The organism is Clostridium akagii DSM 12554 (assembly GCF_000686725.1).
GTDB lineage: Bacteria > Bacillota > Clostridia > Clostridiales > Clostridiaceae > Clostridium_I > Clostridium_I akagii.
Map to the genome: position 1 here is coordinate 93,745 of NZ_KK366007.1, position 14,667 is coordinate 108,411.

A 14,667-nucleotide genomic window follows, 5' to 3' on the forward strand; every position below is an offset into this window, starting at 1 on the left:
GCTTAAAGTAATAATTATGTCAATTGCGAAAATATTATAACTAATGTATAATTTAAGCAAGGATTAATAATGAGAAAGTTGGTGTCAAAATGAAAGAAATTAAAGTGGTTGTTGTTGATGATTCACCTTTTTCAATTGCTCTATTAACAGATATACTAACAGAAAGTGGATTCCAGGTTATAGGGGATGCAAGTTCATTAGAAGAAACCATTGAAGTAGTAGGAAAATTAAGACCTGATGTTGTAACTATGGATATGACTATGCCTGGTACAGATGGTTTAGAATGCACTAGAGCAGTACACGCTATTGATCCAAATATAAATGTTATAATAGTTAGCTCTATGATGGATGAAGAAATAGTAAGGAAGGCAAGAAAAAATCATGTAGCCGGATATGTTCAAAAACCAGCTGATAAGGAAGAACTTTCATTAATTATAAATAGGATTATGGCAGATGGAGAACTGTACAAGGAGCTAGAAGTATTATATTATACAGTATTTAAAGAAGGCTTTGTAGATTCATTTAATAAGCTTACAAAAACATTACCTGAATTTGCTGAAAAAACAATTCCTAGTGTAGAACTAGTGTCAAGAGGGATTTCAGTAGTTATGGGTATAATAGGAAAATATTCTGGAAGGTTGTTATTTGATTTGTCCTATGAGACAGCAGAAAAGCTTTCTACAAATGTGTTAAAAAGAGCGCCTAAAAATTCTCAGGAAATGTTTAATGTTATTGGTGAAATAGTAAATATAATTGCAGGAAATGCATGTTCCGTAGTAAATAAGAAAAATAAATTATTTGGACTTAGAGTTGCACCTCCAACAATATTCCATGGTAATTCATTGAATATATCTAAGCCAGACCTTGAAAGTGTTACAGCCGCAATTGCTAAATCAGATTTCGGAGAGATATACATGAGTATAGGTTTTCAAAGGGGGTCAAGTGAATGGATGTCAAATATATAAATCCATTTCTTGATTCACTTATGAATATAATGCCACAACTTGGGATAAGTGATCTTAAGAGAAAAAGTTTATCTGTTAAAGGTAAGACTATAAAAAGTCCTGGTGTATTAATAAATGTTGGAATTGTTGGTGATCTAAGAGGAAATGTAATTTATGGTACCACTGTAGAGTGTGCTAAAAAAATTGCATCCTCTATGATGATGGGAATGCCAGTTAGTGAATTAGATGAAATGGCCCAAAGTGCCATTTCGGAACTTACTAATATGTTAACAGCAAATGCATCTATGGGTTTTTCAGAAGAAGACATAAGTATAGATATATCTACACCGACTTTGATGTATGGGGATTTTACAGCCACTGCAAGCTCAGACAAGGTGATTTGTGTGGAAATGCTAATATTAGGTTTGCCTTTTGAAATTAATATAGCCATAGATAGAATTTCATAAAATAGAAAATAGCATAAATAAGGATGTAATGAGATTTATTTGTAAAAATCTTGTTGCATCCTTATTCATAGTGAATGTTTTTGAAAATAGTACGATAATATATATGACATAACAAATGCAAAACGGAGGTATTGTATTATGGATATAGATGAAAATGTATTGGAAGCGTTCTCCATTGTATTACCTTATTTAAATAATTTTTTTGAAGAGAATGTAGCTTTTGCTATTACAGACAGGGAGAAATATTTGGGTTTATTGCTTAATGAAGAATTGCCAATGAAAGCAGTTGTAGGGGATTTAGTTCCTCAGGGTGGAGCGATTTTTGACGCAATAAAAACAGGTAAGGTAATTATTAAGGACGTACCAAAAGAGATTTATGATGTTGCTTTTAAATCCTACGCTGTTCCTATAAAAAATTCTAGTAGTGATGTAATAGGGTGTGTTGTGGCTGGAAAAAGTATGGAGCGAAGATTGGAAGTAATTGAGTTCTCGAAAAATTTAGCTAATTCATTAGGGGAAATATCTTTAGCGGTTCAAAACATGCTAACCAAGTCACAGCAGTTAAGTATTACCAATGGAACCATGATTTTGGAGGCAAAAAAAGCTTCTGAAACTACTAAAGAAACAGATAACATTGTAAAGTTTGTTAAAAATATTTCAAGCCAGACAAATTTGCTTGGGCTTAATGCGGCTATAGAAGCATCAAGAGCAGGAGAAGCAGGGAAAGGTTTTAGTGTAGTTGCTCAAGAAATAAGAAAACTATCTAATTCAACTACCGAGTCAATAAAAAAAATAGATTCAGTATTGAAAGAAATAGGAAAAACTGTAAGTAATATATCCAATGGCGTAGAAGAATCAAATTCTTTTTATGAAGAACAGTCATCATTCTTTGAGGAAATCACAGCATCTATAGAAGAACTTAATTCAAATGCTATGATTTTAAATAAATTGGCTACTGAAATTTAAAAATTTTCAGTAGCTGTTTCTTCTTGGTTTTCTTCTTCATTTGAATAAGTGGTCTTTGATTTAATTGAATTAAATAAAAGTGTTATGAAAGAACTTAAAAGTATTAATCCAATACCTATCAAGGTGTTTATACCCAAAGCTTCTTTTAAAATTATAAGGGATAAAATAGGAGCAAGAGCTGGCTTTAGATAAAAGACTATTGAGGATGTTGCAACAGATGTTTTTTCCATTGCTAGAAAATAGAATGAATAGCCGAGACCTGTTATAAATACACCAATAAAAATTAAACTAGGTATATTTGTTAAGGTTATACCACGTACAATAGATATATTTGCAAATGATTTAAATCCTGCTTGGGTAAGTGCCGAAGCTACAGTAGGAATTTTTGATATTAGTATTAATATTAACATTTCAGCACTACCAATTAGAAAACTAAAACAGCTGCATACAATTCCACCGTATCTTGAACTTTGTTTTGTGCTTACCACACCATATAGTGCAAAAAAACCGGCAGATAAAAAGATCAGGACCATGCCTAAAATACTACCTGTGAGTCTAAATGGATTAAGTATAAACACAATGCCTATAAGGCTAATAATCAAAGAAGCAATTGTGTGTTTATATATTTTTTCACCTAACATAAAGTGTGCAAGAGGAATTACAAATATAGGATTGCAACTAAATAATATGGCAACAATAGAGGCCTCATTGTATAATATGGACAATTGGTACAAGCTCATACTTACTACAACACATATAAAACCTGTTAACATAAAAAATTTAAAATCATTTTTATTTAATATAAGATGCCTGGACTTTAAATTTTTAATAGCGATAGGTAGAAGTATAACAGAACCTATGAAGAATCTGAGAAAATTCATTTGAATAGGATTAAACTGACCTGAAAGTAGTTTTAGGGCAACTTCCATGGTACTAAATAAAATAGTCGACAATGCAATGTAAATATAACCTTGTTTCATAAAATGCCCCCTAAAATAGTTGGATTACTACTATCTATTATACAACTAAAATGCAAAAAGATTAAATTTGAATATTTATTTACTATTTTTGTAAAAACAATAATGATATAATGTGTATAAGGAAAATTATATTTTAAGGGATGATGCTATGAAGCTATACGGAGTTATTAACATGGATATAGTTGACTCACGGAATACTAGTAACAGAGATTATATTCAAAAAGAAATACTTGGATACTTGGAATACATGAACAATAAAAACAGTGACTTACTTTTAACACCAATCACAATGACCTTAGGTGATGAGTGGCAAATTGTTTTAAGTAAACCATATAAGGGCTATGAAATAATAAATACTTTCCAAACTTTTCTTAGAAAAGATGATATATTGGTATATTCTGGGTTTGGGATTGGAACTATAAGTACTGGCATTTACAAGGATACAAGACTTATGGATGGAGAGTGTTTTATAAAGGCAAGGGAAGCCCTTAATATAGCAAAAAATAAAAATAGGTTTTATAACAAGCATATAAGCAGCAAAAAAAACAATGTATACTTTAATGCTGATGATTTGAGTTTTAATCAGGTCTTTCCAAATAAAACTGCTTATCTTGGTGAAGTTGCTATTACAACAATCGATAACCAAAAGCAAATACTAACATTTAATAAGATTATCAATTCTATGATTGAAAATAACGAAATTTTAAAGCATAAAGTTACAGAAAAACAGTGGGAAACAATACAATTATATGATAAGCTTGGCTCTTATAACAATATGGTAAAACACGGTGAAAGCATTTCTAAAGCGGATATAAGCCAAAAGATAAATGGATCAAATTATTTCGTTATAAAAAATAATAATTTAAATATTGAAAGTCTATTAAGATTATATTGTAAAATAAAAGAAGGTATATGAAAATGGATCTTAGAATTGTTTTACTACTATTTATAAGTCATTTTCTTGGTGACTTTGTATTTCAGAGTAAAAATATATTAATGCTAAGAGCTTGTAGAAGCACAGCTAAAAATATAAAAGGTAATATTATACATAGCTTTGCCCATTTTCTATTAATGATTACAATCCTATCTGCGGCTAGAAGTATAAATTTAATTATTTTAATAAACTATATTAGAATATTAGAATTAGCAGCTTTAATAGCATTAGTACATTTTTTCATTGATGAATTAAAATCATATCTTATTAAAATGAGACCATCTTTTGAAATTAGTATTTTGTTATTTTTATTTGATCAACTACTTCATCTAGGAGCAATAGTAATAATAGCTTTAAATATTATGAATAATAACATTAATGTATTGAAATTATACGGACAAACCATAGGGTTCACTGATAGGTGCCTTATAAGCATTATCATCTTTTTACTGTGTACCTTTTTTAGTGGAATATTCATAAAAAAATTTATAGCTTATATTAATTTTAATAAATACAGAAAACTTGTAGATAAAGGTTTTTATATATTTGGCAGAACTATGGAGCAGAAGGGTGGAATAGCTAATGGTGGGTTTATTATTGGTGTATTGGAGAGAATATTCATTATGATAGTTATTGCCATAGGTGAGCCATCTATGGTTGGATTTGCACTTACAGCTAAATCAATTGCAAGATTTAAAAAACTTGATGATAGTAGTTTTGCAGAATATTTTCTAATTGGTACATTTATAAGTTTTATATCTGCTATTGCAGGGGGAATTGTTATAAGTACTTTAAACGTGTTACCAGTTATCAAATAAGACAACCAGTGGTAATTGTTTTGATTTAGCATAATTTATTGCTTCTCTAGATCTATAAAATGATGGACCATCTAATTGGTTAACCGTTAGGTCAAAATCGTTAATAATTATTTTCCCTATGCCTATACCTGTATAAAAGTTAACATCTGGAATATAGGTGTTGAAAAATGAGAGTATATCTAAGAAGTTACATGGATACTTTAGAAGACCTTCCCACTCATCACCTAGTGTGATTAAAAAAGGTGATGCGATTATTTCTGCGAAATTATTATTAGCTGCTTTTAGCATTTCTATGATTTTATATTGAATTATGTCCCTGTCTTTTAGTTTTCTAGATGATTTTATATCACAAATAATAGTGCAATAATTCATAATAATCTCCTCAATATTAAAGTAAATAAATAAATATTAACTGATTACAAGTTAATACTTAAATCTATACTCTATAATATGAACTTGAAAAAGAAAAGTGACAAGGTAAGGGTGAATTTTTATTGGAGCGAAAATTCCAATAAAATAGGGATATGGGCTAGATTTGTAAAACCTAACTCATATCCCTAAAAATTTTAAAATTACTTAGTAATTTTCTTTTTTTGATTTGCTGAAGCGCAACTTGATGAGCAATTACTACTACCACAGTTACACTCACCTGAAGCTTGTTTTTTTATATTCTTAACAAATATAACAACTGCAGCAATAATTATAAGCCCACTTACTATTATTTCTATTATCATAAAAAAACCTCCAATAATTTTTTATTATTATAAATATAGTCTAAAGTAAAATTCCAATTCTATATACTATGAATGCAACAACCCAAGCTAGTGCTAGCTGATAGGTAAGTGCAAACAAAGCCATTTTATTCCCATATTCTTTTTTCATAGTGGCTAAAGCAGAAATACAAGGTGGATATAATAAAACGTAAACTAAAAATACATATGAAGTAAGGGGAGTAAAGAAGGTTGGTATCACCTTAGCAAGGTTTGCACCATAAAGTACACCCATAGTACTTACTACTACTTCCTTTGCAGCCAGACCACTTAACAAAGCTACTGAATTTTGCCAATTACCAAAACATAAAGGCTTAAATATAGGAGAAATGAAGCGTCCGATAGATGCTAAAAAGCTTGTATCTATATTTGATTTTCCAGTAAAACTAAAGTTTGAAAGAACCCAAAGAATTATTGATATTGAAAATATAATTGTTCCTGCTTTTTTTATAAAACCCTTACCTTTATCCCAAGTGTGAAATAAAAGATTTTTAATTTCAGGAAACTTATAATCAGGAAGTTCTATTATTAAAGGTTCATCATCTTTTTTAAACAGAGTATTTTTGAATAATATTCCGATTAAAAATGCTAGTGCAATTCCTAAAAGGTATAAGGAACCTATAACTAAACCTTGGTGTTTTGGGAAAAATACTGAAGTTAATAAAACATATATAGGAAGCCTTGCATTGCAGGACATTAGAGGTATTAAAAGAGCCGCTAACTTTCTGTCCTTTTCACTTTCTAATGTTCTTGCAGACATTATTGATGGAACACTGCAACCAAAACCCATGACTAAAGGTATAAATGCTTTACCTGAGAGACCCATCTTAGTCATTATCTTATCCATTAAAAATGCTGCTCTTGCCATATATCCACTATCTTCTAAAATTGAAATGCAGAAGAATAGCGACAGAATAAGTGGAAAAAAGACTACAACAGATCCAACGCCTCCAACTATTCCGTCAATTAATAATGAACTAAACCAAGGACTTGATGAAGCTAAAAGTATATGAAGTTCAGGTATTAGTGCAACGTTCACTGCGTTGTCAAGAAGGTTTTGAAGTGGACCACCCACCCAAGAAAATGTAAATAAAAATATTATTACTAAAATAAGTGCAAAAATCGGGTAAGCTAAAAATTTATTTAAAAATATTTTATCAATTTTATCAGTAAGTGTTTTGCCTAGGTTAGGAGTTTGTTGTGTACATTTTTTTAATATAGCCTCAATAGCTTGATATGCCTCATCTTCATTTCTAAAATGAAAATCATTATCAATGGCTTCTCCAAAAAAATTGCCTTCTTTAAGCACATCAATGACTTTGTCAATATCTGTGTTTTTCGAAGCCACTATAGGAATAATTTTAACATTTAATTCTTTTTCTAATTTTTTATAATCAATGTTTAATCCTTTTTTCTTAGCTACATCAACCATGTTTAATACCAAAATAATAGGTATTTTAAAAGCAGTAAGTTGGGTTGTTAAATATAAATTTCTAGTTAAATTTGATGCATCAACTATATTTATTATTACATCAACCTTTTCATTTTGTAAGAAATTCTTTGATACCTTTTCTTCATTTGAATAGGTATCCATAGCATAAATTCCAGGCAAATCAACAATTTTTATTGAATTATTTAAAAAGCCTTCTTTTTTTTCAACTGTTACTCCAGCCCAATTTCCAACATATTGATTAGAACCAGTAAGAGAATTAAACAAGGTAGTTTTTCCAACATTGGGGTTACCAATAAGTGCTGCTGTGATCATTCTATATAGCCTCCAATCCCAATGATATTTTATTGGCATCTTTTTTTCTTATTGCCATGTTGCAACCTTTAACATGTACAATTATGGGGTCACCAAATGGTGCTGAAGTTTGTACCTTTATTTCAGTTCCCTGGATAAAGCCTAGAGCAAGTAGCCTCTTAGTCAATTTTTCATCACAATTAATATCTTTGATAATCCCGATCTCACCGGGTTTTAATTCGCTTAGACTCATTTAAACGCCCCCCTATTTAATGTAATTGAAAATGATTGTCATTTATATTTATATATTAACATGATTAGCAGGGGGTGTCAATGATAAAAACAGTTAAGAGCTACCTGGTGATAAGCTAAGTGACTAGTGAGAAGTTATAGAAATGAAGAAAAGTAAGAGTGTAAAAAATATATATAGTATGCTATAATTACATCACTATCTTAAACATTAACATGCGTATAAAGGAAAGTTATGAATACAGAGGCATTAGAGTATTTCATCAAGGTTTATGAGAAAAAAAGTGTTACTTCGGCCGCCAAGGATTTATTTATTACTCCGCAAGGACTAAGTAAGGCTATAAAACAATTGGAAGCGGATTTGAAAGCAGAATTATTCTATAGAGGACCACATGGAATGGAAGTTACAGAATGTGGTGAACTATTATATGCCAGAGCTAAACATATATGCTATCTTATGGAAGATATTAAAAAGGAAATAAGTATTATGAATGGTGGAAAAGGAAATTTAAGTGTTGCGGTTACTTATGCTACAACATTGGCTTTGCCTGTGGATTTGTTGTTTGGGTTTTCTGAAATTTATCCCAATATCCCAATGAAATTAAGAGAATTTCCGGATGAATATTCTATCGGTAGCCTTTTTCAAGAAGAAGAATTTGATGTTGGTTTTATTATGGGACATGAAGAAATTGAAAATTGTGAATATCAGTTGATTTTACTTGGTGAACTAGTGGTGTTAGTTTCTAAAACGCATCCGCTAGCAGTAAAAGATGAAATTTCAATAATGGAATTGGAAAACGAATCTTTGGTATTAAAATCTGTGGAACCAGGTAAAGAGCATAGTTTGGTGGATAAATGTCTAGAATATGGGTTTACACCTCATATAAAATATGAAATTGGTAATCCTATAACTGCACATAGACTATGTGAAGCTAACGGACTAGTAGCAGTTTCGGTAGATTTTGTTGAAGAGGCAATTAAGGATGCTAATCTAAAAATTATAAGACTGAAGGAAAAAATCCCTGAGAATATTTATCTAATTACAAGAAAAAGAGTTATTCAGTCTAAAGCAGTAGCGTTATTTCGAAGTTATGTAAAAGAATATAAAAAAGAATAAAGTAGGCCGTTTTGATGTGCTAAAAAGCCAATCAAAACGGCTTTTTTATGGTGTAAACTAAAAGTTTATACCGCTAACTTTTGGATGATAGAGGTTCTTATTGAGATGTGTTAAATTAAATATGTTGATTATGATAAATTAATACAATATGGTGATGGGGTAAAATAGCACATGGCATTAGCAAATAAATATAGGGGGAAACGCGTGTTTAAGTTAGTGAGAAGTAAAAAAATCATTGTAACAAACATTAGTTTTATTAATGGGGGGAATATAGAATATGAAAAATAAAAAAATGAGTAGAAAAAAGTCTCGTATAATAAAATGCTCTGTAATGTCAGTGCTACTTGTAATCGTTATGATAGGAAATATAGCGTTGGCACACTTTTCAGCTATAATTACATCGTACTTTTCAACAATTAACGTTACTAGCAAACAGGCAGTTGCTGCTCGTGATAAATCAAAATCACTTGTTGAACAAATTGCAGATGAGGGAATTGTACTTCTTCAAAATAATGACAACACTCTGCCGATGAAAACATCAAATGCGAATAAGACTAAGGTAAACGTTTTCGGATGGAGTTTTACGAATCCGATATATGGTGGTACAGGTTCTGGTTCAACAGATACAACAACTGCTGTTACACCTAAAGCGGGTATTGAAGCTGCAGGCTTTCAGGTAAATACAAAATTGTACAACGACTATGTGGCATTAAAAATGCAAAGACCAACTGTAGCAATGAATGGACAAGACTGGACAATACCAGAGCCAGAAGCTTCATTTTATTCAACAGATAGAATGAAACAAGCTAAGAATTACTCTGATACTGCGATTATATTCATTGCACGTGCAGGTGGAGAAGGTGCAGACCTTCCAACAAGTTTGGATGGTAAGGATACCTTTAATCCAAAGGGAAGTTCACAGGGAGCTACAGGACAAAAATTTGGCAATAAAGATGATCTTGATGCAAACAAACATTATTTAGAACTTAGTAATAGAGAAAAAGGCATGGTAGATGCTGTTACAAAAAACTTTAGTAAAGTAATTCTTGTTGTTAATAGCAGTAATACTTTTGAGCTTAATTGGGTGAAGGATTATAGTCAGATTAAGAGTGTTATTAATATTGCAGGACCAGGACAAAACGGATTCAATGCCATTGGAAAAGTTTTATCTGGCGCTGTTAATCCATCAGGTAGAACAGTAGATACTTACGCTACAGACCTTTTAGATGCGCCTGCAACTAAGAACTTTGGTAATAATGACTATGTAATCAAAAATGCTGATGGCTCATACTCACAGGCAGTTGATTCAAAAAAAGTTGGACTCAATTATGTAGATTACTCAGAGGGAATTTATGTGGGATACCGTTATTATGAAACGGCAGCATCAGAAGGTGCAATTAACTACAAAGAAAAGGTACAGTATCCGCTTGGCTATGGACTTAGCTATACTAACTTCAAGCAGGAAGTTGTACCTAACAGTTTAACATGGAATAATAAAAATATTTCTGTAAAGGTAAATGTAAAAAACACTGGAACAGTCGCTGGAAAGGATGTAGCTCAGCTTTATTACTCTGCACCGTATACAGGGAAAGTAGAGAAATCTTCAATTGTTCTTGGTGCTTTTGGGAAAACAGGTGTTATAAAACCGGGACAATCAGAAACAGTTACTCTTTCATTTAAAGTAGAAGATATGGCTTCTTATGACTCTAATAAAGTTTATAGTTTAAAAGGATCATATGTTCTTGAACAAGGTGAATACAAGCTTATGCTTATGAATAATTCTCATGAAAAAATAGCTGATGTAGGCTCAAAAAACCTTTCTCAAGTTGTCTTTGACTCAACATCACGTTCCACTGATAAGCAAACAGCTGTAAACCAACTTGATGGTAATGTCACTGGTAATGGAAGTATATCTACATATCTTTCTAGAGCCAATAGTTTTGCAAATATTAAAGATATTGATGCAAGCAAAACTTATTCTATTAAGAATCAAGATGGGAGTACATCTACAGTAAAAGGTAAACTTGTAGATTCTAATTTTGTTAATTATATTAACAGTAAAAGGTATGCTGTATCAGCTGACAAGCATAAGTCGGCACCTACTACAGATGCGAAAAATGGAAAGAAACTAAAAGATTATGCTGGAATCGACTATAATGATAAAAAATGGGATACTTTGCTTAACCAGATGTCCGTGGATGATATGGTTAGCTTGGTAGTAAATGGAGGATATAAAACTACAGAGATAGCGTCAGTGGGTAAGCCTGCTACTTTAGATTATGATGGACCCTCAGCTATCACTAATTTTATGTCTAAGGTAAAAGTGTCTGGTATTGCATTTCCTGCTGAAGATTTAGTTGCATCCACTTGGAATGTCAACTTAGCTGAAATGATGGGACAGTGTATTGGAGATGAGGCTAAGGCATATGGTGTTACCGGTTGGTATGCTCCTGCTATGGACACTCACCGTACAGCTTTTGGGGGGAGAAATTTTGAGTATTATTCTGAAGACGGACTTGTTTCAGGTAATATGGCAGCTTCTGTGACTAAGGGATACCAGAGTAAAGGTGGATATGTTTATATAAAGCATTTTGCTTTAAATGACCAGGAGACTAATCGTACTAACGGAGTAATGATATGGGATAATGAACAAGCAATTCGTGAAATTTACTTAAAGCCATTTGAAATTGCAGTTAAAGAGGGTGGTGCCAAAGCAGCCATGTCTTCCTTTAACAGTATAGGTAATACATGGGCTGGAGCAAGTTCAGGTCTTCTAAATCAGATACTTCGTAATGAATGGGGCTTTAAAGGCATGGTAGAAACTGATTTCTATATGAACGGAGGAGGTTTGAATGCATATCCTTACATGGATTTTGAAATGGGTATAAGGGGCGGTAATGATATTTATCTTACTGGTGCTGCACCACTAGGTGTTCCTTACGCAAATACCAAGAGTAATGATACTTTATGGGCATTAAGAGATGCTTCTCACAATATTTTATATAATGTGGCAAACAGCAGTGCTATAAAAGCAAATATTAGTACCGATATTCCAACATGGGTTAAAATAACAATTGCTGTTGATATAGTTTTTGTTTTAGCTATTGGTACAGGTTTCTTCTTTACTTTAAGTAAAAAGAAGAAAGATGATGAAGAGATAGGTATAAACATCTAAGTTATTAATAAAAAATACTAAAGATAGACTGCCTTAAGGCAGTCTATCTATATAGAGGTGAATATATGAAATATGCAGAGATAATAAGTCAGATGACATTAGAAGAAAAGGCATCATTAATGTCAGGAAAAGATTTTTGGCAAACTCAGGATATACAGCGGTTTGGAATTAATAATATATTTCTTGCTGATGGGCCCCATGGCATTAGAAAGCAGGAAGCGGCAGCAGATCACCTTGGGCTTAATTCTAGCGTTCCAGCAACTTGTTTTCCAACAGCTGCAACTGTAGCAAATAGTTGGAATGTAGAACTTGGGCAAAAAATTGGAGAGTATCTTGGAGAAGAAGCTGTTTCACAGAAGGTTAATGTTTTGCTTGGACCTGGTATTAATATGAAGAGAAATCCTTTATGCGGAAGAAATTTTGAGTATTTCAGTGAAGATCCATATCTTACAGGTAAAATGGCAGCAGGTTATATAAGAGGAATTCAGTCACATGGAATCTCAGCTTGTGTAAAGCATTTTTGTGTAAACAATCAAGAAGAGAGACGTATGTCTATTAATACAATAGTTGATGAAAGAGCTCTTAGGGAAATCTATCTAACTGCATTTGAAATTGCAGTTAAGGAAGGTAAGACTAAGGCACTAATGTCTTCCTATAATATGCTCAATGGTACTTATACCAATGAAAATATGCATTTGATGCATGATATTCTGCGGGGTGAATGGAATTATAAGGGTTGTGTTATCACAGATTGGGGTGGAAGTAATGATCGGGTGGCAGGACTTATAGCCGGTAACGAATTAGAAATGCCCACAACGGCAGGGGAGACCAATGAAGAAATTATTCAAGCAATTAAAAGCGAAAAAATCAAAGAAGACGTATTAGACCAGAGTGTAGACAGATTACTTGAACTTATTTTTACAACAGAGGAAGTATATAAAAAAGCTCATAAGAAGTTTGATATGCAAGAGCATCATAGAGTGGCACAGGAAGTGGCAGAAGAGTCAATAGTGCTACTTAAAAATGAGGAAAATATATTACCGCTTAAAAATGGTACAAAAGTTGCTGTAATAGGAGATTTTGCAAAAGAAGCACGATACCAAGGTGCAGGATCATCTGTGGTAAATCCAACAATTTTGGACCATACATTAGATTGTTTTGAGGAATCTAGAATTGTTAGCATTGGATATGAAACTGGCTTTGAACGTTACGGTAAGAAAAGTAATAAAAGAATAGATAGGGCATGTGAACTTGCTAAAGAAGCAGATGTCATTCTTTTATATATTGGATTAGATGAGGTTACTGAAGCTGAAGGACTGGACAGACAAAATATGAATATTTCGGATAATCAAATAGAGTTATTAAATGCTTTGCAAAAAGTTAATCAGAATATTGTAGCGATTCTTTCTTGTGGCTGCGCAGTTGAAATGCCATGGATTAATAAGGTAAAAGGATTATTACATGGATATTTAAGTGGGCAAGCAGGTGCTAAAGCTATAATCAGAGTTTTGTCAGGTGATGTGAACCCTTCAGGAAAACTTACAGAAACATATCCCATTCATTATGAAGATACACCGTCCTTTAAGAATTTTCCTGGTAAGGAAGTGAGTGTAGAATATAGAGAAGGTATTTATATTGGTTATCGTTATTATGATGCAGCCAATGTAGAGGTCCGTTTTCCTTTTGGATATGGACTTAGTTATACAACTTTTGAGTATTCTTGTATAGAGGTTAATAAGAATGGAGTAACATTTAAATTAACCAATTCAGGGAGTACTCAAGGAATGGAGATAGCACAGCTGTACGTAGGTTGTAAATCTGAGAATATTTTCAGGGCCAAAAAGGAATTAAAAGGATTTGTTAAGATATTTATAAATGCAGGTGAAACAAAGTCAGTAACAATACCTTTTGATGATAAAACTTTTCGCTATTTCAACATAAAGACAAATAAATGGGAAGTAGAAGCATCAGAATATAAAATCATGATTGGTGCATCAAGTGCCGATATCAGATTGAAAGATACTATTTTTATGGAAGGTTCAGGAGCGCCACTTCCCTATGATAAGGACAAACTTACATCTTATTATTCAGGAAAGGTAAACAATGTGGTCACAGAAGAATTTGAGAATTTGATTGGATGTAAAGTGCCAGTATCCACATGGGATAGAACAAAACCACTTGGTTATAACGATACTATTGCACAGTGCAAATATGCAAAGGGATTATTTGCAAGGTTTGCATTTAACATGATTGTTTTTGCATATTGGTTTTTAAGAAAAATAGGCAAGAGGAGTACTGCTAATATTATCATGATGTCTATATATCATATGCCTTTTAGGGGAATTGCCAGAATGACAGGTGGCGCTTTGAATATTCCAATGCTTAATGGCATCTTGATGATAGTAAATGGTCATTTTTTTAAAGGCTTGAATCATTTATTGAAGGAAAGAAGTAAGATGGTTAAGGCGGCAAAAGCTAAAAAAATAGCATAAGTGCAAAAGGA

At 32.2% G+C, this 14,667-nt stretch carries 13 protein-coding genes; 8 read left to right on the top strand and 5 right to left on the bottom strand.

Annotated elements, in window-relative coordinates; all coding sequences use genetic code 11:
* Positions 1–89 precede the first annotated feature (89 nt).
* The 3 genes from BR66_RS0116015 to BR66_RS0116025 all read left to right on the top strand — a co-directional run bounded on the left by BR66_RS0116015 (position 90) and on the right by BR66_RS0116025 (position 2,377).
* The gene (locus BR66_RS0116015) at positions 90–965 is read left to right on the top strand and encodes a response regulator (protein WP_026883796.1); all 876 of its coding nucleotides are present in this window, start codon (positions 90–92) and stop codon (positions 963–965) included.
* Entirely contained in the window at positions 947–1,411 is a 465-nt protein-coding gene (locus tag BR66_RS0116020) for a chemotaxis protein CheX (protein ID WP_026883797.1), read from the top strand. The genes BR66_RS0116015 and BR66_RS0116020 overlap by 19 nt, the downstream gene beginning before the upstream one ends.
* Positions 1,412–1,549: 138 nt before the next feature.
* Positions 1,550–2,377, top strand: coding sequence for a methyl-accepting chemotaxis protein (locus BR66_RS0116025; RefSeq protein WP_026883798.1), 828 nt, complete (start codon positions 1,550–1,552; stop codon positions 2,375–2,377).
* On the opposite strand, the gene BR66_RS0116030 is transcribed toward BR66_RS0116025, so the two are convergent.
* Positions 2,374–3,357, bottom strand: a complete 984-nt coding sequence (locus BR66_RS0116030) for a DMT family transporter (RefSeq protein WP_026883799.1) — start codon at positions 3,355–3,357, stop codon at positions 2,374–2,376. The two genes, BR66_RS0116025 and BR66_RS0116030, sit on opposite strands and share 4 nt — an antisense overlap.
* A gap of 148 nt (positions 3,358–3,505) precedes the next feature.
* Between BR66_RS0116030 and BR66_RS0116035 the strand changes: the two genes are divergently transcribed.
* On the top strand, positions 3,506–4,273 hold the full coding sequence (locus BR66_RS0116035) for a SatD family protein (RefSeq protein ID WP_084156540.1): 768 nt from the start codon (positions 3,506–3,508) through the stop codon (positions 4,271–4,273).
* A gap of 2 nt (positions 4,274–4,275) precedes the next feature.
* Entirely contained in the window at positions 4,276–5,109 is an 834-nt protein-coding gene (locus BR66_RS0116040) for a DUF3307 domain-containing protein (RefSeq protein ID WP_035796466.1), read from the top strand.
* Here the strand turns inward: BR66_RS0116040 and BR66_RS0116045 are convergent.
* The 4 genes from BR66_RS0116045 to BR66_RS0116060 form a co-directional block, all read right to left on the bottom strand.
* Positions 5,092–5,481 (bottom strand): SatD family protein, encoded by a 390-nt coding sequence (locus BR66_RS0116045; RefSeq protein WP_026883802.1) that lies wholly within the window; start codon positions 5,479–5,481, stop codon positions 5,092–5,094. The genes BR66_RS0116040 and BR66_RS0116045 overlap by 18 nt on opposite strands.
* A 200-nt stretch (positions 5,482–5,681) precedes the next feature.
* Positions 5,682–5,843: a FeoB-associated Cys-rich membrane protein gene (locus tag BR66_RS25325; RefSeq protein WP_084156541.1), complete on the bottom strand. Its 162-nt coding sequence runs from the start codon at positions 5,841–5,843 to the stop codon at positions 5,682–5,684.
* Between the two features lie 40 nt (positions 5,844–5,883).
* On the bottom strand, positions 5,884–7,644 hold the full coding sequence (gene feoB, locus BR66_RS0116055; protein WP_026883803.1) for a ferrous iron transport protein B: 1,761 nt from the start codon (positions 7,642–7,644) through the stop codon (positions 5,884–5,886).
* Between the two features lies 1 nt (position 7,645).
* Positions 7,646–7,876 (bottom strand): FeoA family protein, encoded by a 231-nt coding sequence (locus BR66_RS0116060; RefSeq protein ID WP_026883804.1) that lies wholly within the window; start codon positions 7,874–7,876, stop codon positions 7,646–7,648.
* A gap of 231 nt (positions 7,877–8,107) precedes the next feature.
* Here BR66_RS0116060 and BR66_RS0116065 point away from each other — a divergent pair, with 231 nt between their 5' ends.
* The 3 genes from BR66_RS0116065 to BR66_RS0116080 all read left to right on the top strand — a co-directional run bounded on the left by BR66_RS0116065 (position 8,108) and on the right by BR66_RS0116080 (position 14,656).
* Positions 8,108–8,989 carry a LysR family transcriptional regulator gene (locus BR66_RS0116065; RefSeq protein WP_026883805.1) on the top strand — a complete coding sequence of 294 codons (882 nt, stop codon included), beginning with the start codon at positions 8,108–8,110 and terminating at the stop codon, positions 8,987–8,989.
* A 277-nt stretch (positions 8,990–9,266) separates the two neighbouring features.
* A complete protein-coding gene (locus BR66_RS24110) occupies positions 9,267–12,164 on the top strand; it encodes a beta-glucosidase (protein WP_051624274.1) in 2,898 nt (965 codons plus the stop codon).
* 65 nt (positions 12,165–12,229) lie between these two features.
* Entirely contained in the window at positions 12,230–14,656 is a 2,427-nt protein-coding gene (locus tag BR66_RS0116080; protein WP_026883806.1) for a beta-glucosidase family protein, read from the top strand.
* Positions 14,657–14,667: the final 11 nt, after the last annotated feature.